The following is a 19,550-nucleotide window of genomic DNA, read 5'->3' on the forward strand; positions in this document are numbered from 1 at the left end:
GATACCCTAACCATTGGACGACATATCGACTGGCTTTTTGTTCGCCATCCTCGCCGGCCTCATTGTTATATCCGGATACTTCTCCGGTTCAGAGACAGGGATGATGTCTCTCAACCGTTACCGTCTGAGACACTTAGCAAAATCAGGGCACAAGGGTGCCAAACGCGTTGAAAAGCTTCTCAATCGCCCCGATCGCCTGATTGGCTTGATCCTGATTGGCAATAACCTGGTCAATATCCTCGCCTCTGCGATTGCCACCATTATCGGTATGCGCCTGTATGGTGACTACGGTGTGGCGATTGCCACCGGCTCCTTGACCATAGTCGTGTTAGTGTTTGCCGAAGTGACCCCAAAAACGGTCGCGGCAATTCATCCTGAGCGTGTCTCTTACGCCAGCTCTATTGTACTGATGGTATTGATGAAGCTGCTTTCACCTCTGGTGATCTTGGTCAACTTTATTACCAATGGCTTTATCCGCCTACTCGGCTTTAATGCCTCACACACGGTTGAGGATCACCTCAGCACCGATGAGCTGCGCACTGTGGTCGCGGAAGCAGGGAGTATGATCCCAAGTCGCCACCAAGATATGCTGGTTTCGATCCTCGATCTTGAGCATGTTACGGTCAACGACCTGATGATCCCACGTAACGAGATCACCGGTATCGATATCAACGATGACTGGAAATCGATTGTGCGTCAGCTCACTCACTCTCCACATGGACGTATCGTGCTGTATCGCGATCAGATCGATGAGGTGGTCGGCATGCTGAGCCTGCGCCAAGCGTATCGCTTAATGCTCGAGAAAAATGAGTTCAATAAAGAGACCCTACTGCGCTCAGCCGATGAGATCTACTTTATTCCAGAGGGCACACCACTTAATGTTCAACTGCTTAAGTTCCAAAGAAACAAAGAGCGCATTGGTCTAGTGGTAGATGAGTATGGTGATATTGTCGGTCTGATTACCCTAGAGGATATTCTTGAAGAGATCGTCGGCGAGTTCACCACCTCAATCGCACCGAGCCTGTCTGACGAGATCACCCCACAAACCGATGGCAGCTTTATGATTGAGGGCAGCGCCAACATCCGTGATATCAACAAAGGCCTCAAGTGGGCACTACCCACCGACGGCCCGCGTACCCTGAACGGTCTGATCCTCGAGCACCTAGAAGACATCCCACGCAGTCAAGTCAGCGTGCGCGTATCAGGCATGTTGATGGAAATCATCGAGGTCGATGAGAATAAGATCAAACTCGTTAAGGTCTATCCGCCTAAGGCGCAGCAAAAAGCCTCATAAAAAAAGGGGGCGGGGTTCGAGGGCGCTGCGCTACGGGGAGCGAGGAAAAGCAGAGACGAGAATCGAAGACGCTATACTGCGGGAGAGCGAGGAGTTAAACGCGCGTGGCGTTATCCTCGCTACTCGGAACGAAGTGTAACCCGCTCCTCGCACCCTGAACGAAGTTAGTTTACTTTGAGCTCTTGGAGCATAGCGGCTGGAAGGGCCAGCTCGTCGTTTTTGTTGACGCTAATGCCTGAATCTAGGATGGTTTTTGCAATGGCTTTGGCGTCGTCTAGTGAGTGCATGGCGGCGGTGCCACATTGGTATTCGTTGAGCTCTGGGATCTTGTCCTGGCTTTCTACTTTCAGCACATCTTCCATTGCCGCAGTCCAAGCGGCGACCACTTGCTCTTCACCAGGGGTGCCAATCAAGCTCATGTAGAAACCGGTGCGGCAGCCCATTGGTGAGATATCGATGATCTCAACACTGTCACCGTTGAGGTGATTGCGCATAAAGCCCGCATACAGGTGCTCAAGAGTGTGAATACCCTGCTCAGAGAGAATGTCTTTGTTCGGGGCGGTAAAGCGCAAATCAAACACAGTAATGGTGTCGCCCTTCGGCGTTTGCATGGTTTTAGCAACGCGCACAGCTGGCGCATTCATACGAGTGTGGTCAACGGTAAAGCTGTCTAGTAAAGGCATCGTTTTTCTCTCACTGATTATCCTGTCATTGTCCCCTAGAAGAACCACCAGCGGCGGCGCTTATCTTCTAGCTCTTGGCGGCACTGCTTAAGTTGCCACCCATAGTCCTTGGCTTGTTGTTCAACGCGCCTCGCAACCGTAATTAACGAAGGCTTCGCTTGATAGGTTTTGCGTTGATAGCCACCACGCCCTTCGTGGTAGGCCAGATATTGATTATACGGGTCCCACAGCGATATGCCCAGCTGACGGCGGGTCTCATGGGTGTACCAGCCAATAAACATCATGGCATCGCCAAAATTGGTCCGTGAGCCACCATTGCGCGTGGCAGCCTGAAAATCCGACCACGCAGGGTCTTGTGCCTGCGCATAACCATAAGCACTACTGACACGTCCCCATGGAATAAAGCCCAAGACGTACTTTTTCGGCGGGCGCGCATCGTGGCGAAAGCTGCTCTCTTGCTTAACAAACGCCATGGCGATATTGATTGGCGTGCCCCATTTCTCCTCCATCGCAACCGCGTCTTTATACCAACTTGGATGCTCGCGAAAAATGTCGCATAGATTGTTTTGATTTGAGGGTGGTGGTGTAGCACACCCCACCAGTAACACCGCGGGTAGGAAAACGAGTAATCCCTTACCGATACAACTTGGTTTCATCCCTGTTCCTATTTTAGGTAGTCGAAGTACTGCTCCAGAAACGCATCGAAGTCGAGGCTGTCTTGCTGCTCAACCTGTTTTTGTGCCGCGATAGAGCGCTCGACTTCCGCTTCCATCTCAGCTTGTGAATAATGAAGGTACTGGTGTGCAAGGTGCTGCTGTTTAAAGCGCTGACCGAGCTCACGGCCCACCTCACCCACGCCACCGCGCTGCTTTATCTCTGCCAGAAGTTGACCTGAAATGGTCAGCTCTGGATTATCAATCCAATTGGTTAGCTTATCGCACACCGCTTGGTAGGCATTATCACCCTTGGCTTTATCCATCACTTTGGCGATTTCACGCAACTCGATAAATACACGCTTAGCCCACTCTTGCAAGGTCAGAACCTCGCCATGGCAGCCGATGGTTAACTCTAGGCCTTTCTGGCGACCGTGGGTGATGACCTTATTCCAGTTCTCGCGCCAACAGGTCAGCTCACAATCGTCCATCGGTGCTGAATCAGTCAGTGCCGTCCAGGTCAAGAACAGGTCTAGGAATCGAATCTGCTCGTCGCTGATACCAACGCTGCTAAATGGGTTGACGTCGAGTGAACGCACCTCGATATATTCCACACCCGCACGCGCGAGTGCCTCTGAAGGTTTCTCGCCGCTTTGGGCAACACGCTTAGGCCTGATCGGTGCGTACAGCTCATTCTCAATTTGCAGCACATTGCTATTGAGCTGACGGTACTCACCATCAACTTTAACCCCAATCTGGGCAAACTCGTCCGAAGGAGTGCGGATGGCATTATTCAGTCCATCCAGGTACTGATCTAAGCCATTAAAACCGATTCTCAGCACACTCTGCGCACTATTGGTGTAGCCAAGATCGCTCAAACGCAATGAGGTTGCGTGTGGTAAATACAATGTCTCATTGATATTTTCAAACGGTAGCTCCGTATCACGACCACCAATGAAAGAGGAACATAGCGCAGGCGATGCACCGAAGAAATAAGGGATCAACCAGCCAAAGCGATAGTAGTTACGGATCATCGCAAAGTAGCTGTCAGACTTAGTCTTTTGACGCAACTCTTCACTTTGCTCACCGTGCAATGCATCCCAGAAACTATCCGGGAAAGAGAAGTTAAAGTGAACACCAGAGATCACCTGCATCAGACTGCCATAGCGGCGCTTAAGCCCCTCTCGGTAGAGCGTTTTCATTCGCCCGGAGTTCGAGCTGCCGTACTGAGCCAGCTGAATATCTTGTTCATCAGAAACATAACATGGCATCGAGAGAGGCCACATCGACTCATCACCAAGCTTGGTTTGAGTAAAATGATGGATATCCTTTAACTGCGCCAATAGTTCATCGACAGAGTGACTCACCGGGGTAATAAACTCCAGCAGTGACTCAGCAAAATCAGTGGTGATCCATTGGTTTGAGTAGGAAGAACCAAGTGATGAAGGATGAGGGCTTTGTGCCAAAGATCCATCTTCTTGGTAGCGCAGCGTCTCACGCTCAACACCGCGAGTGTAGTCATTGAATACTTGGGTGTGCTCGGCAATTCGCTCCAAGCGGGCAACAAAATTAGTCAAAACACGTTCACTTATATTGGAGAGGTGCCAGCGCCATTAAGCCTGCTAGCACAACAATCAGAACCCGCCTTCTCTGTGCTTAGTGTTATAACACTCAGAGAAGGCATATTTCACCTGTATATTGGTATGTTAGTGACGGATTTCAAGCTCGACCACGGGAATATTTAGTGCCTCAAGATCGCCTCTCAATTGCTCAGCCTCACCAACAACGATGATCTGGTAATCTTGCGGCGCAAACCACTTTGCCGCCAACTGATTAAGCTCTTCTTTAGTGATGGTATCGACTATCTCATTACGCTGCTTGAGGTAATCCTCATCCAATCCATAAATCAAAATCGAACTAAGCAAGTTGGCTTTTTGCGATGGGGTTTCGTACTTCAACGCATCCTGTTGCCCAACCGCCAAACGCATAAACTCAAGCTCTTGATCCGTCATTCCTTCGCGACTGTACTTTTCCAGCTCGCTCTGAATCTCGAGTATAGACGCAATTGTGCTATCCCCGCGCACCTGAGTGCTAAAAACTACTGCGCCGGTCTCGCGATTCGCAGCAAAATATCCATTCGCACCATAGGTATAGCCCTTATCCTCACGTAAGTTAAGGTTTAATCGACTATTAAAGTTACCCGCTAAGTTAAAGTTCGCCAACGAGGCTCGGTAAACCTCTCCTGTCGCATCGTATGGCAGACCTCGACGAACAAAACGGATAATACTCTGTGGGGCATTAGGTTTATCGACGAGATAAATAGCCTGCTCCCCCAGCGGGGCAAGCACCTCAGGTTGAATCAAAGGTGCGACGTCTCCCTGCCAGCTTTTTAGGCCTTCCAGGCTGCGTTCTACCTGTTTAGGTTGCAAGTCAGAAACCACCACGATTTGGGTTCCATGGGGCGTGTAGTGGCGGCGATAGAACCGTTTGACGTCTTCTAGCGTTATGCTGTTGACTGACTCAAAACTGCCATCCCCCGAGCGGGCAAAGATCGATTCACCATATAGCACCTGGCGAGTGGCTTGTGATGCCATCCAGGTTGGCTTCTGCTGCTGATAAACCAGTCCTTCTAACATTTGCTGCTTTAGGCGCTCAAAGTCTTGTTCAGCAAACGCGGGGCGGTACAGCACCTCTTGAATGATCTCTAACGTTCTATCCAGGTTGGCTGTCAGTGAGGAGATAGACACGACTGTTGAATAGCGACTTGGTGATACCGATATCGCACTGCCAAGTTTATCCAACTCTGCTTTTATCTCCTCAATAGAGCGATCTTGGCTACCCTCTTGCATCATCGAGGCCGTTAGACTAGCCAGCCCCTCTTTTCCACGCGGCACTTGGCGCTCACCGGCCGGAATGTACAGTTGTATCGCCGTGGTTGGCGTCTCAGTATTGGCTGTGCTGAGCACCTCAATACCATTATCAAAGTAAAAGCTGTATAACTTGGGCAACTGCGCAGACACCGCACCAGAGAGCGGTGGTACCACACTGCGATCAAAGTTATCAGTGACAGTGCGATAATTCAGGCTGGTCTCATCCACCTTGACATAATCAGGTAGTGTGCGAGGTGGCGTCACAAACGTAGCCTCTCTCACCGCCCTCTCCGTTTGGCCACGCGGCACCACACTCAGGGCAACATAAGGCTTTTGCTCAATAAACTGTGTGAAAGCATTATCGATATCTTGCTTATTCGCGCTTCTCAATCGGTCTAGATCTAATTGAATACGATCGGGTTGGTCATAAAAAGTCTGATTCGACGCCAAGCGCGTTACCTTGCCGCGCACACTCTGCAGAGCGAATACGGCACTGGCTTCCGCTTGACCGATGATCTGCTCAAGACGCTGCTCTTGTACACCATTGCGGCCAAAGTCATCCATCACCTGCATCAGCTCTTGGTAAAGCACATCGAGTTGTCCTTGCTCACCCGATGGCGCCATGGCGTAGATATAGAAGGTACACGCGAGTTCAGCACAATCGTGAAATGCACCAGCATCCACCGCCTTTCGAGTCTTAACCAGCTTTTGATAGAACTCACTGTTGGCACCACTGCCAAGCGCACTGGCAAGCATATCAAGGTTCACCTGCTGCTCAGAATCGCGGTATTGCGTAGGCCAACCGACGACCAGCATTGGTTGCTGAATACGATCTTCAAGTGTGATATAGCGACTTTTACTCAGGCTCACCGGCTGCTTTTCGGCATTTTCAACCTCTGGACCACGTGGAATGGAGCCAAAGTACTTCTTGATCCACTCTAGCGTCTGTTTACTATCGATATCGCCACCGATGGTGATCACCGCATTATTCGGTCCATACCAGCGCAAGAAAAACGCCTTAAGATCGTTCACATCAACACGGTCAAGATCTTCAACGTAGCCGATGGTCTGCCAGGAGTACGGGTGCCCTTCTGGATACAGAGCCTCTCCCATACGCTCCCAGATCAAGCCATAGGGACGGTTATCATAATTCTGAGCACGCTCATTTTTAACCGTGTCACGTTGGATCTCAAACTTACGCTGAGAGACCGCCTCGAGTAAAAAGCCCATGCGATCCGCCTCTAGCCAAAGGATTTTCTCCAACTGATTTGAGGGCACCGTTTGATAGTAGTTGGTGCGATCACGGTTGGTGGTGCCATTGAGTGAGCCCCCCGCTTCAGTCACAATGCGAAAATGCTCTTGATCACCGACATGCTGACTGCCTTGAAACATCATGTGCTCAAAGAAGTGGGCAAAACCCGATTTTCCCACCTCTTCACGCGCAGAGCCAACGTGATAGGTCACATCAACATGCACGAGAGGATCGGAATGATCAGGGGATAAAATGACGGTCAGACCATTTTCAAGCTGATACTTGGCATAAGGGATCATGACATCGGCATTATTAAGCGCTGGCTGTGACTCATCCAATAACGTCACACCCGCTGGCAAATCGTTGCTCGGAACGGCCAATGGCTCTGTTTGACTGCAACCCACCAGCGTCGCGATAGAGGCTAAGCCCACCCATAGGGCGCGCTTGTCGAGAATACGCATAGTTTCCCCTCAGAAAAATCCATAAAAAACAGCGGTGAGAACACAGTAACGTGCTGCTTTACCGATAAAAACTAACAATGTTGTGAGCCATATATTCATTCTAAGCCACCCTGCTGCGAGGCAGAGTGGATCGCCGATCACCGGTAGCCAGCTGAATAAAAGCGACCAATAACCGTATTTTTTTAAGTAGGCCATGGCCTTATGACCATGTTTTTCTGACTCAGTTCGATTTGGCAGCCACAGACCGATGAAATAGTTGGTCATGCCACCAAGTGTATTGCCAATGGTGGCAACGGTAATGATCCAGGCTGGACTAAAGCTATCAAGCGCGAGCGTCGCGATTAAGCCCGCTTCCGAACCGCCCGGTAACAAAGTCGCACTCAAAAATCCCGTAACAAACAGCACCCAAAGCGCGGAGTCTGAAAACCAAAGCGCAACATCAGAAAACAAGGTAGAGAAAAAGTCGGTCATAAACGAGTCTAGTGTGAAAAAGTATCGAGTAATAACAAAAAAATGGGGTGCATTGCGCACCCCATGGACTATATCTCAATTTTGTTTCACTGTGCGCTCGGTTAACGAACTTTGACAAAATACTGATGGTTAACTTGTTTTTGCTCGATAACCGTTAGCCTACCAGCGCTAATAAGATACCCGCTGCAACCGCAGAACCAAGCACACCAGCGACATTCGGTCCCATCGCATGCATTAGCAAGAAGTTTTGCGGATTGGCATCCAAGCCCACCTTATTGACGACCCGCGCCGCCATCGGAACGGCAGAGACACCCGCAGCACCAATCAAAGGGTTGATGTCTTCTTTTGAGAAGCGGTTAAGCATTTTTGCCATCAACACGCCAGTGCCAGTACCAATACTAAACGCAACGGCACCCAGCGCCAGAATACCCAGCGTCGAAACATTGAGGAACTGGTCTGCCTGCAACTTAGAGCCTACACCTAGACCCAAGAAGATCGTCACAATGTTGATCAGCTCATTCTGGGCGGTTTTTGACAAGCGATCCACCACACCAGCTTCACGCATCAAGTTACCCAGGCAGAACATCCCGACTAAAGGTGTCGCCGATGGCAAGAAGAGGATCGTCATCACCAACACAGCCAGTGGGAATAAGATCTTCTCGCCCTTACTCACATGACGCAGCTGTGCCATCTTGATCTGGCGTTCTTCTTTGTTGGTGAGTGCTTTCATGATTGGCGGCTGAATGATCGGCACCAATGCCATGTAGCTATAGGCGGCAACCGCAATTGCGCCGAGCAGATCCGGTGATAACTTACTCGCGAGGAAGATAGCAGTTGGGCCATCTGCACCACCGATAATGGCAATCGAAGACGCGTCCTGCATGCTAAACTCCATGCCAGGCACAAAGTTGAGTAAGATCGCGCCAAACAGGGTAGCAAAGATACCAAACTGCGCCGCCGCACCAAGCCAGAGGGTTTTGGGGTTAGCAATCAGCGCCCCAAAGTCCGTCATTGCCCCAACACCCATAAAGATCAGCAGTGGGAACACACCTGATTCTATACCGATGTAGTAGACGTAGTACAACAGCCCGCCAGGTTCGGTAAAACCGGCATTGGGGATATTCGCTAGGATGGCGCCAAAGCCGATTGGCAACAGCAGTAAGGGCTCAAACCCTTTGCGAATGGCCAAAAACAACAAGCCACAGCCAACCGCAATCATCGCCAGTTGGCCCCACTCAAAGTTGGAGATGCCCGTCCTTGACCAAAGAATCAATAATCCTTCCATGATTCTTCCTTACACTAAGCTAACCAGTGGCGCACCCACCGTCACAGAGTCACCCTCTTTAACGTGAAGATCTTGCACCACACCGCCACGCGCTGCACGAACCTCAGTCTCCATCTTCATCGCTTCGAGGATCAACAACACATCGCCTTCAGCAACTTGAGCACCGGCTTGCACATTTACCTTAAAGATATTGCCAGCCAAAGGCGCAGGAACCGCTTCCGCGGTCGCAGCAGCGGCTGGAGCTGTCGGTGCTGCGGGGGCCGCAGTCGATGCAGCTGGTGTTACAGACTTCAGCTGACCCTGTGGGCCCACCTCAACATCATAAACTTGGCCATCCACTTTCACGCTGTAGCTCTCGATACCGCCCGCCGCTGGTACTGGCGCAGCCACTGGAGCCGCCGCTTCTGCCGTTGGTGCTGGCTCGAAAGCATCTGGGTTATTTCGGTTTTTCAGGAACTTCAGACCCACTTGTGGGAAGAGTGCGTAAGTGAGCACATCATCAACCGCATCGTCAGCCAGTGAGATAGACTCTTGCTTGGCTTTTTCGAGTAGATCGGCCGTTAGAGTATCCATCTCCGCCACCAGCAAATCAGCCGGACGACAAGTGATCGGCTCAGCGCCGTCTAGCACTTTCGCTTGTAGCTCGGCGTTCACCTCTGCTGGCGCTGCGCCATACTCACCCTTAAGGACACCCGCGGTTTCCTTGGTGATCGACTTGTAGCGCTCACCGGTTAAGACATTAATCACCGCCTGAGTACCCACGATCTGTGAGGTTGGAGTTACCAGCGGAATGTAGCCAAGGTCTTGACGTACGCGTGGGATTTCCTCAAGTACTTCGTCAATACGATCAGCTGCACCTTGCTCTTTGAGCTGGCCTTCCATGTTAGTTAACATCCCGCCCGGTACTTGGGCAATCAGGATGCGAGAATCAACGCCTTTAAGTTGACCTTCAAACTTAGCGTACTTCTTACGCACGGTGCGGAAGTAGCTGGCAATCGACTCAAGTTGATCAAGTTTAAGGTTGGTATCGCGCTCTGTGCCTTGCAGCATGGCGACCACGGTTTCTGTTGGCGTGTGGCCATAAGTGCAGCTCATTGATGAGATAGCGGTATCGAGGATATCGACCCCTGCTTCCACCGCTTTCACTGCCGTCGCCGTTGATAGACCGGTTGTCGCGTGACTGTGTAGTGCTAGCGGCACATCGCACGAGGCCTTGATGCGAGTGATCAACTCCTCTGCCTCATAAGGCTTGAGTAGACCAGACATGTCTTTGATACACAGTGAGTGACAACCAAGATCCTCAAGGCGCTTGGCGAGATCAACCCAAGTCTCGCTATTGTGAACTGGGCTGGTGGTGTATGACAGCGTGCCTTGCGCGTGGGCGCCGACATCAACCGCTGCTTTGACCGCGGTTTGGAAGTTACGCACATCGTTCATTGCATCAAAGATACGAAAAACATCCATACCATTGGCATGGGCACGCTCAACAAACTTCTCAACCACATCATCAGCATAGTGACGGTAACCAAGCAGGTTCTGGCCACGCAGAAGCATCTGCATTGGCGTGTTCGGCATCGCTTGCTTGAGCGCTTTTAGTCGCTCCCAAGGATCTTCACCTAGGAAGCGGATACACGAGTCAAACGTCGCGCCGCCCCAAGTCTCGAGAGACCAATAGCCGACCTTATCCAGCTCGGCTGCGATTGGCAGCATATCCTCAAGGCGCATACGCGTCGCAAATAGCGATTGATGGGCGTCACGCAGCACCACATCAGTAATCGAAAGTGGTTTCGACATACTTATTAACTCCTTTTAATTTAAATGCTTGAAATCTATTTCGCCGTGGCCGCACGATGTTGGTGAATCGCAGCCGAGATCGCAGCCACCACTTTAGGGTCGACTGTGTGAGCGGATTTGGTCGCGCTATGCTTGATAGCGGGAGTGGTCTCTGGTGGCAGATCGCTTGGCACCAGCTTGGACATGAGCTTCACTAGGTACACGAGAATAGTGAGAAAGATGAACACAACCGCCATCCCAGTCATCATGAGTGTCGCAGCATCCAGCAGTTGGCTTCCAATAGTTGTCATAGTACTTCCCTTCATTGTCATCCTGACAGCAGCACTCTCAAATAGGCATCCTCGCCAGCGTAGAGTGACATAGAATTATCTCGAATGGTGATGTTTTGTCAATTTTGTTTAGACAAAGTTTCCGTGCAACACCAAAGATACCAAAAAGATTTACAAACCAATATCAAACAATGATAGCGAATTCAATAACTAAGTTTTTGCCACACAAGAAAGCGTGATAGAGGTGGGATGTCTGAAAAAACCCCTAAAAAAAGGGGCGGGGTTCGGGGACGGGCATAGCCCTACGAGGAGCGAGGAATGTACTGCATACGGTAAAGAACAGGTGCGAGGTTCGAGTACGGGCAAAGCCCTGCGGGGTGCGAGGAGTTTACCGCGTGTAGCAACTTCCTCGCACCTCGGAGCGAAGCGAAACCCGCTCCCCGAACCTAAGACCCTGTTAGCCCGGCATTCATGCGCACCATTTTGATTGCATCGTGACGCGAGTGCACATCGAGCTTCTTGTACAGCTTGTAGATGTGGCTCTTTATCGTGCTTTCGGATAAGTATAATCTCGAGGCAATTTGCTGGTTAGAAATGCCGTAAGCAAGCAGCTCTAGTACCTGCCGCTCTCGGCTGGTCAAGATGTCTAGCTGACGATCCGCCGCGACCCCGGAGTGCCGGTAGGTGCTGAGAAGTGTCTCGAGATAAGAGCGTGGTAACCACAAGCCACCATCGAAGATGTATTCCACGCCGTCGGTAATGTGCTTTATCGACGCGCTGCTCATCAGTATTCCTTTGAGAAACTTCCAGCGCAGCAGCTCTTTATACACCTTGTCATCTGGTACGTTCAGCACCATCAACGACCACCCAAACAGATCGAAGTCTGGCGCGACTTCTTGTTGGTCAAGCTGTTGGAGAAAGTTGAAGTCGATTAACACCAAATCAACGGGTAAGTTATGACTTTGATAGATAGCCTCTTGAGGCAAGCATGTCTGCACATCCAAGTTAGATATGGAGAGCAATTGCTTTTCTATTAAGTTCGATTGTAGGTTGTTCTCTGCTAACAGAAGAACGTGTTTCATTCCCATAGTACCACCACTTCAATGACGATTTACCAAGCATCCTAGTTGCCTCAGTACTACTTTCACTAGAATCAAGAACCTCTCGAAATTCAATATCAGAAATATAGCAGTTAAGGCTGAGTTCACGAGCAAAGTTAAATCTCCGCTTCTAAGCCAAATGAATAATATATTTCCGCTTAGGTACTACACCGCTTCATGCCTGTAATATTTTAACATTCTGTTTTATATGTTGATTATTTTATCAACTGTATTACTTCACCAACTAAGCTCTCATTGGGAGCTTGTTATTGCACCACGAAAATACATACTTATTCAGCCTTTAATCATCTCAAGTTTCATACTTGGAACAGCCAAAGTGTCTCCAATCTAAATAAGCAGCTGTAAAAAGTGAGTTTTTTTACCCCACGCAACCTATGCCCAAGTAGTAACACCCAACCGCCCAGAACCATTCTCAAGTATGAGATGGCTCACATAGCGAGCTTACCTATAATTCGATTGCTTCCCATGGCTCGGGAACAAAATTGAAAAGTGAAAAGTGTATACGCAGTAATTTTTCTAATAGGAATACTAGGAATACGGAGTAATCACCATGAGATTTCATAAGACAGGCCTTGCGATTGCAATTTCAGCAATTTTCTTCGCCGGCGGTGCGTTAGCAACAACCCCAGCAGCTTCACCAACGTCGACTGATGATGACAGCTACAGCAGCAGTTTCAACGAAACTACAACGGATGATGATACAACCACAACCACGTATACATCTGACGACGATGCATATAGCAGCACTTACTCGTCAACTGACGATGACGTGACTAAGACAACGACTAGCTCTAGTGATGATGATTACAGCTGGTCAAGTGATGACGACACGTCGACATACTCATCAACAGACGACGACAGCTACAGCTCAACGTACTCTTCGTCTGACGATGATGTGACTAAGACGACATCAAGTGACGATGACTACTCATGGTCGAGCGATGACGATAGCTACAGCTCAACCTACTCTTCATCTGACGATGATGTCACTAAGACGACATCGAGCGACGATGATTACACCCTATCAACTGATGATGATAGCTACAGCTCAACCTACTCTTCATCTGACGACGATGTCACTAAAACTTCATCTAGCGATGATGACTACACTGTGTACACCGATGATGACGTGACCAAGACAACCACCAGTGACGACGATAGTTACAGCTCGAACTACTCTTCATCTGACGACGATGTGACCAAAACCACATCAAGCGATGACGACAGCTACAGCTCGAATTACTCATCGTCTGATGACGACATTACTCAGAGCAGTGACGACGACAGTTATGTTGCCAATTACTCTGACGATGACGTGACCAAGACTAAGACCAGTGATGACGATATCACTATGACTAGTGATGACGACACCTATACATCAAACTACTCTGATGACGATGTCACTAAGTCAAGTGATGATGATATTACTCAAACTAGTGATGATGATACGTACACCTACTCTGATGACGATGTGACTAAGTCAAGCGACGACGACATCACGCAAACTAGTGATGACGACACGTACACTTACACATCAAGTGATGATGACACGACCACCACTTCTTACAGTGACGATGATGTGACTATGACTCACTCAGATGATGATAGCTACTATGACAGCTTCAACACCATTGACCTTGATGTTGACATGGTAACAGCAAGCGCATCAGCGCTAGGTAGTGTGCACGGTAATAGTATCAACAACACTGGCGGTAGCTGCTGTAGTGGTGTGAACGTGGCGAACAGCAATGACCTAAGCGGTCTAAGTGGTTCATCAGGTATTACAACTGTCGCTCAAAGCGCTGGTGGTAACACACTTATCCAACAAAACGTTGCTACTAACGCCAACATTTTTACCGATGAGTAATCGGATAGGAGCGTAAGATGCGTCTGGCACTTTGCATCATGGGTATGGTTGTTGCCCTCTCTGCAAGCGCCGATGAGATCTCGTTAACTGATGAAATCAGCCTAGAAGCAATGGATGAAGCCAGAGGAGGTCAGCTCGTAGAGATCGAGCTTGACCTCATCTCGGCCACTTCAGACATCGATGGCTTTGTCGCAGGTAACGAGGCTCTAAACACTGTAACCGGGAATAACTATCTTACTTCCGGGGCGTTTACAGACAGTTCTGGTATTTCAAGCGTTATCCAGAACACCGGTAATAATGTTCTGATCCAGAACGCAACCGTTGTTAACGTGACACTCAAGTAACTAATTGAAGAAACGTTATGAAAAAACTAACTTGGCTGATGTTGCTGGCTGCAGCATCAGCCAATTCTTTAGAATATCTGCCAAACCGAGGGCACTACTCCGTTCCGGTGAAAAGCTACAAAGAGATCGTTTTTGGCGATGTATTTCGTCAGATTTACGACTTTAGTTGTGGCTCAGCCGCTCTCGCCTCATTACTTACATTTCACTACGACTCGCCCGTCACCGAGGAAGACATCTTTAAGTCGATGTACGAGTACGGCGATAAAGAAAAGATTAAGCAACAAGGGTTCTCTTTGTTGGATATGAAATCCTATTTAGAGAAGAAAGGCTTTCGCGCTGATGGCTTCCAAATCGATTTAGAAAAAATCCAGAGCGTAGGCGTACCGGGTATTACCCTGGTCAACTTTGATGGCTACATGCACTTTGTAGTAATTAAAGGCATCAACCAGCACTCGGTGATCCTTGGCGATCCCTCACGTGGCACCCTAGTCATGTCACATGAGCGTTTTAAAGAGTTCTATCAAGGGGTTGTCTTGCTTATAAAAAATGAAGCCGACGCGGGACGTTCTGGCTTTATCAACGACGATCAGTTTGCAGTTTACACCGCATCGCCTTTGAGCTCCGGAGTATCGAGAGACTCTTTAGGCATTTTCAGTATCACTCTTCCGGCAACGGGAGAATATTAACAAGGAGATCGGCTGATGATCCCTTTCACAATGCTAGCAACTTTTTGCTGCGCCCTACCGGTGCAGTCTAGCGGCGCTGATAGTTTCATTGCCATGGACGAGTTTGAACCCATGTCAGTGGAACAGCTTGATCAGTATCGCGGCGGCTTTCAACTAGCCGATGACTACGTGATTAATATTGGTCTAAGTGTGACAACGGCGATCAATGGTGAGCTTGTCTACAGCGCCTCGATAGCCAATCTTATGATAGAAAACGGTATTCTGACTGCGACCAACGCGATTGAGCAAGCACAAGCAGCAGCGCCATTGCCACCTCTGCTCGATCAAGGCGTGGTAAATATTGTCCAAGTAGGGGAAGGTAATTTTGTCGAGGGTATTACTGCGCCATCTAGCCAAACAGTGACTGATGATTTGGGCGATGACTCGGGTGATAGTTCGGTTGGCAGTGTTGTCACAAGTGGGGGGGCAACCACAGCGCCAGCGAACGCTACACCAGCCAATATTGCAGCTGCACCGTCGGATACAAGTCCAACAGCACCTCTTGTCACAACACTCAATACAGAGACTCTTAATGCAAACCTTATTAATGTCATTCAAAACACTATGGATGACAGCATACTAGGGCTGAACACCATTGTGGATATTGATGTTCAAGCCGACAATACGATTAGGAGAATCAGGGCTAACCAACAACTGAATGACGCCCTGCTCAACCATCTTCATTAGCTCAACAGCAATCCACTACATGTTAAATGGGACGCGAATGGTCAGTTGAAAATCGGGCGCATCTTCAGTCAAACCGGCTTGGCCGCCAACATTGATTGAGGTGCGCTCATTGATTTTGTAGTTGACGCCGAAATTGAAATAGTCCAATTGCAAGACTTTCGCATCTGGTGCTGTAGAGCCGTTAACTTGGCTTTTGAAAATGGTTCGGTGGCTCAAACCTAGCGAGAATGAGAGTCTTGGGTTAACAGCAAAACCGATGCCCCCACCAATCGAGATGGTATCCCCAAGTTGAATATCGTCGTTACGATCGCCGACACGCTTTTCATCCTCAAAGTTATAGATGTAGCTGAGGTTTGCATACAAGACGGCTGGGTCTGAAGGGTAAATCATTGAAATGTTCGGTTCAACACTCCAAAAACCGGATCCCGTTGGTGCCTCTGTGAAGTTGTTATCATCATCAAGATCAATTTCATAGGGAGAACGACCACTGTCTGACTTCACTCTCAGCCCACCTACCCAGTAAGGTGCCGAGTCAAAATTGAACTGATGACGCACGGCAAACTCAATGTCCCCCATGCCTCCACCATCAAGCGAAAAGCTCTCAGAGTCCTCTGAGCCATCATTGATACTGCGACTATCTATCTGATCATTACGATACACATAGGGAACCCGAACCTCAATCTCAGTGGCATTAGTAATCCCGTAACGGCCCGTAAAACCAAGGGTCATGGTTGTTCGATCGGAATCACTGACTTCAATCAAACCAACCAAAAGTGATGGTAGAACCGTGTAGCCCACAACAGAGACGCGATTTGCCGAATTTTGCGAGTAACTAAATGAGGTATCAAATGACCATTTACCTCTTGGTGTCAAAACACCTGGACGTTCAATGACATCTACTACATTCTGTGCCCGTTGCGCTGTAGATCCATCACCCTCTTCAGCAAAAACTATCGGGGCAGCAAAACTCAAACCTAGGGCGTAAGCAACCAGTGTCTTCCTTAACATTTAGTTTTCCTTAGCTATTGACTGTATTTAAGGTTTAGGCGGGAAAAGTGAGTTCTGCAACCTGCAGACCAAACTTAATCGTTTGTCTTAGAAAGGATACAAATACATCAAATAAGGCTTAGATTGCGGAGAGATAGCTGGCGAGCAGATACAAAAAAGCCTCGCATGAAGCGAGGCTTTGTAAAGTGGCGCGTCCTGGAGGATTCGAACCTCCGACCGCCTGGTTCGTAGCCAGGTACTCTATCCAGCTGAGCTAAGGACGCACGGGGTTTAGTGTCAACTTAGTTATATAAACATCGTCAATACAAGGTCTAAGACCTAAAGAGTGGCGCGTCCTGGAGGATTCGAACCTCCGACCGCCTGGTTCGTAGCCAGGTACTCTATCCAGCTGAGCTAAGGACGCGCAAGGTTTAGTATCAACTTAGTTATACAAACAGAGTCAATACAAGGTCTAAAGACCTAAAGAGTGGCGCGTCCTGGAGGATTCGAACCTCCGACCGCCTGGTTCGTAGCCAGGTACTCTATCCAGCTGAGCTAAGGACGCGCAAAATTTAGTACTGAACATTGTAGTTCAATCCAAGGTCTAAGACCGAAAAAAGTGGCGCGTCCTGGAGGATTCGAACCTCCGACCGCCTGGTTCGTAGCCAGGTACTCTATCCAGCTGAGCTAAGGACGCGCTGCAGTGTGATTTGTGTCACACTTATTTTCTTTTGAAACAAAAAAATTGACTCTAGGTCAACATTCCATGTGAAATAAATGGCGGTGAGGGAGGGATTCGAACCCTCGATACGGCTACAAACCGTATACTCCCTTAGCAGGGGAGCGCCTTCAGCCTCTCGGCCACCTCACCGTCGTATATTTCTAAAGAAAGCTTCTTGCCTTCAAAAGATTCTTGCCTTCCAAAAGGAAGGAAAGTGGCGCGTCCTGGAGGATTCGAACCTCCGACCGCCTGGTTCGTAGCCAGGTACTCTATCCAGCTGAGCTAAGGACGCGCTGTTGCTTCAAAAGAAGCGGTGCAAGAATGGCGGTGAAGGAGGGATTCGAACCCTCGATACGGCTACAAACCGTATACTCCCTTAGCAGGGGAGCGCCTTCAGCCTCTCGGCCACCTCACCGTCTTGCGGAGGCACATATTACGATTTTCCAAAATTAAGTCAAACACTTTATGGATAAAATTTGGAAAAAAACGTCTAAGCGTTGGCAATTTAACCAAACCACTCAAAAAATAGACTTTATTGAGCGTAAATAACAAAAAAGCCAGCTTCTCGCTGACTTTCCTGGTGCAAATTAGTAGCTGCTCGGAGCAACGTTGCCATTGCCTTTTTCAGCTTGAATTCGCATGTAGATTTCTTCACGGTGTACCGAGACTTCTTTTGGAGCGTTAACACCAATACGTACTTGGTTACCTTTAACACCCAAAACAGTCACAGTTACTTCATCACCGATCATTAGAGTTTCGCCAACACGGCGGGTCAAAATTAGCATTCTATGCTCCTTGAGTCATCTCTTTAGCTATAAGGCTTTATTGTTTAACAAATATTGATGGCGGGAGAACCGCCCATTACCCCAGAAACGCCTTTTTCGGATGAAAATCCACAGCTTCCGCCGATGTAATATATGAATCATGCAGTATGTTTGCAGCTTTGTCGACACAATCTGGTAACATAATCAGATTAAGTGACTGATTAGCAGCAGAAACATGAACTACATCAATCTGCGCGGCTGACAGCAACTCCAGCGCATGCTCGGCGATTTGTTCAGCGATAGTGCCCACTACGGTCAGCTGGCCTACCTGTTTATTATCCAACAGCTTACTGTCGCAAGACTGTTGCAATTTTGCTAAACAATCACTTTTTATCAACACATCGGCGTCATTGACCACATCCCAAACGGACACACCCATCATCTGACAGTGTTTTTTTACCGATTCCACCGCGTCAGGCTGCACAGAAACAAGGGCCAGATCGCGTTGGATCGCCACACCACAGATGGCTTGCTGACACTTCTCACCCTTGATCAGGCTGCCCTGATTAAGCTCAAAGGTCGACAGCACGCGCAGAGGAACTTGATTCTTCCACGCAGTCTGTACTGAAGGTAAATGTAGCACCTTTGCGCCTTTTCGTGCCATTTCTTCCATTGAAGGAAAATCAACAACATCCAAACGCTGGGCTGTTTTGACCACCCGAGGATCACAGCTATACACGCCATCAACATCGGTAAAGATCTGGCACTCGTTCGCGAACAGCGCACTGGCCAGTGCAACCGCGCTGGTGTCTGAGCCACCGCGACCGAGTGTGGTGATATCCCCATTTTCATTGATGCCCTGAAACCCAGCCACAATAACGATGTAATCATCGTCAAGCAGCGCTTCAAGTTTCTCAGTATCAATTTGCTTTATCGTGGCATCGTTATGCTGCCCATCAGTAATGATATTCGCTTGGCCGCCCGTCATTGAACGCGCTTTATAGCCTAGCTTATTTAATGTCATCGCCAACAGTGCCATAGACACCTGCTCACCTGCGGAGAGCAACACATCGAGTTCTCTGGCGTTTGGCACGCTATCTACTTGCTGGGCTAGCCCAACTAAGCGGTTAGTTTCGCCTGACATGGCCGAAACCACAGCCACAACTCGATTACCATCATCTTTCGCTCGAATGATGTGCTTGGCAACGGTATGAATGCGCTCAATTGAGCCCATTGAGGTGCCACCAAACTTCTGCACGATTAGGGATTTTTTCACCAGTCTTCACCTTCCCGAGACATTTC

The 19,550-nt window shown here is 49.0% G+C and carries 17 protein-coding genes and 7 tRNA genes; 5 read left to right on the forward strand and 19 right to left on the reverse strand.

From position 1 onward, the window contains the following. Positions 1-13: 13 nt before the first annotated feature. Entirely contained in the window at positions 14-1,294 is a 1,281-nt protein-coding gene (locus tag ACSTTG_RS04155; RefSeq protein ID WP_438473863.1) for an HlyC/CorC family transporter, read from the forward strand. Between the two features lie 164 nt (positions 1,295-1,458). Here ACSTTG_RS04155 and luxS read toward each other — a convergent pair whose 3' ends face one another. From luxS to ACSTTG_RS04200, 9 genes are all read right to left on the reverse strand, one after another. Beyond that, a complete protein-coding gene (gene luxS / locus ACSTTG_RS04160; protein WP_438473864.1) occupies positions 1,459-1,977 on the reverse strand; it encodes an S-ribosylhomocysteine lyase in 519 nt (172 codons plus the stop codon). A gap of 35 nt (positions 1,978-2,012) precedes the next feature. Beyond that, positions 2,013-2,633 (reverse strand): transglycosylase SLT domain-containing protein, encoded by a 621-nt coding sequence (locus ACSTTG_RS04165; protein ID WP_438459182.1) that lies wholly within the window; start codon positions 2,631-2,633, stop codon positions 2,013-2,015. Positions 2,634-2,641: 8 nt separating this feature from the next. Further along, positions 2,642-4,207 (reverse strand): glutamate--cysteine ligase, encoded by a 1,566-nt coding sequence (gene gshA / locus ACSTTG_RS04170; RefSeq protein ID WP_438473865.1) that lies wholly within the window; start codon positions 4,205-4,207, stop codon positions 2,642-2,644. Positions 4,208-4,336: 129 nt separating this feature from the next. Then, entirely contained in the window at positions 4,337-7,213 is a 2,877-nt protein-coding gene (locus ACSTTG_RS04175) for a M16 family metallopeptidase (protein WP_438473866.1), read from the reverse strand. Positions 7,214-7,222: 9 nt separating this feature from the next. Beyond that, complete coding sequence (locus tag ACSTTG_RS04180) at positions 7,223-7,684, reverse strand: YqaA family protein (RefSeq protein WP_438473867.1); 462 nt, start codon at positions 7,682-7,684, stop codon at positions 7,223-7,225. A 154-nt stretch (positions 7,685-7,838) separates the two neighbouring features. After that, positions 7,839-8,969, reverse strand: a complete 1,131-nt coding sequence (locus ACSTTG_RS04185; RefSeq protein ID WP_438459186.1) for a sodium ion-translocating decarboxylase subunit beta — start codon at positions 8,967-8,969, stop codon at positions 7,839-7,841. Positions 8,970-8,978: 9 nt separating this feature from the next. Next, positions 8,979-10,763 (reverse strand): sodium-extruding oxaloacetate decarboxylase subunit alpha, encoded by a 1,785-nt coding sequence (gene oadA, locus ACSTTG_RS04190; protein ID WP_438473868.1) that lies wholly within the window; start codon positions 10,761-10,763, stop codon positions 8,979-8,981. A gap of 35 nt (positions 10,764-10,798) precedes the next feature. Continuing rightward, positions 10,799-11,053 carry an oxaloacetate decarboxylase subunit gamma gene (locus ACSTTG_RS04195; RefSeq protein WP_438459188.1) on the reverse strand — a complete coding sequence of 85 codons (255 nt, stop codon included), beginning with the start codon at positions 11,051-11,053 and terminating at the stop codon, positions 10,799-10,801. Positions 11,054-11,478: 425 nt separating this feature from the next. Continuing rightward, a complete protein-coding gene (locus tag ACSTTG_RS04200) occupies positions 11,479-12,120 on the reverse strand; it encodes a response regulator transcription factor (RefSeq protein ID WP_438459189.1) in 642 nt (213 codons plus the stop codon). Positions 12,121-12,703: 583 nt separating this feature from the next. Here ACSTTG_RS04200 and ACSTTG_RS04205 point away from each other — a divergent pair. The 4 genes from ACSTTG_RS04205 to ACSTTG_RS04220 are packed head-to-tail and all read left to right on the forward strand — an operon-like array spanning position 12,704 to position 15,776. Then, entirely contained in the window at positions 12,704-14,020 is a 1,317-nt protein-coding gene (locus tag ACSTTG_RS04205) for a hypothetical protein (RefSeq protein WP_438459190.1), read from the forward strand. Positions 14,021-14,037: 17 nt separating this feature from the next. Further along, a complete protein-coding gene (locus ACSTTG_RS04210; protein WP_438459191.1) occupies positions 14,038-14,364 on the forward strand; it encodes a carbon storage regulator in 327 nt (108 codons plus the stop codon). 17 nt (positions 14,365-14,381) lie between these two features. After that, positions 14,382-15,050: a C39 family peptidase gene (locus ACSTTG_RS04215; protein WP_438459192.1), complete on the forward strand. Its 669-nt coding sequence runs from the start codon at positions 14,382-14,384 to the stop codon at positions 15,048-15,050. Between the two features lie 15 nt (positions 15,051-15,065). Continuing rightward, positions 15,066-15,776, forward strand: coding sequence for a hypothetical protein (locus ACSTTG_RS04220; protein ID WP_438473869.1), 711 nt, complete (start codon positions 15,066-15,068; stop codon positions 15,774-15,776). A 15-nt stretch (positions 15,777-15,791) separates the two neighbouring features. Here the strand turns inward: ACSTTG_RS04220 and ACSTTG_RS04225 are convergent, their stop codons facing one another. The 10 genes from ACSTTG_RS04225 to ACSTTG_RS04270 all read right to left on the reverse strand — a co-directional run bounded on the left by ACSTTG_RS04225 (position 15,792) and on the right by ACSTTG_RS04270 (position 19,524). Next, positions 15,792-16,784, reverse strand: a complete 993-nt coding sequence (locus tag ACSTTG_RS04225) for a transporter (RefSeq protein WP_438459194.1) — start codon at positions 16,782-16,784, stop codon at positions 15,792-15,794. Positions 16,785-16,970: 186 nt separating this feature from the next. Continuing rightward, positions 16,971-17,047 (reverse strand) — tRNA-Arg (locus tag ACSTTG_RS04230). A 63-nt stretch (positions 17,048-17,110) separates the two neighbouring features. Further along, positions 17,111-17,187, reverse strand: a tRNA-Arg gene (locus ACSTTG_RS04235). A gap of 64 nt (positions 17,188-17,251) precedes the next feature. After that, a tRNA-Arg gene (locus tag ACSTTG_RS04240) sits at positions 17,252-17,328 on the reverse strand. Positions 17,329-17,383: 55 nt separating this feature from the next. Beyond that, positions 17,384-17,460 (reverse strand) — tRNA-Arg (locus ACSTTG_RS04245). An 81-nt stretch (positions 17,461-17,541) separates the two neighbouring features. Further along, positions 17,542-17,634, reverse strand: a tRNA-Ser gene (locus tag ACSTTG_RS04250). A gap of 65 nt (positions 17,635-17,699) precedes the next feature. Beyond that, positions 17,700-17,776 (reverse strand) — tRNA-Arg (locus ACSTTG_RS04255). 30 nt (positions 17,777-17,806) lie between these two features. Continuing rightward, a tRNA-Ser gene (locus ACSTTG_RS04260) sits at positions 17,807-17,899 on the reverse strand. A 172-nt stretch (positions 17,900-18,071) separates the two neighbouring features. Then, the gene (gene csrA / locus ACSTTG_RS04265) at positions 18,072-18,269 is read right to left on the reverse strand and encodes a carbon storage regulator CsrA (RefSeq protein WP_164649151.1); all 198 of its coding nucleotides are present in this window, start codon (positions 18,267-18,269) and stop codon (positions 18,072-18,074) included. A gap of 76 nt (positions 18,270-18,345) precedes the next feature. Next, on the reverse strand, positions 18,346-19,524 hold the full coding sequence (locus ACSTTG_RS04270; RefSeq protein ID WP_438459195.1) for an aspartate kinase: 1,179 nt from the start codon (positions 19,522-19,524) through the stop codon (positions 18,346-18,348). Positions 19,525-19,550 lie beyond the last annotated feature (26 nt).

The sequence above is a fragment of the Vibrio glycogenivorans genome (assembly GCF_051660965.1).
Taxonomy (GTDB): domain Bacteria; phylum Pseudomonadota; class Gammaproteobacteria; order Enterobacterales; family Vibrionaceae; genus Vibrio.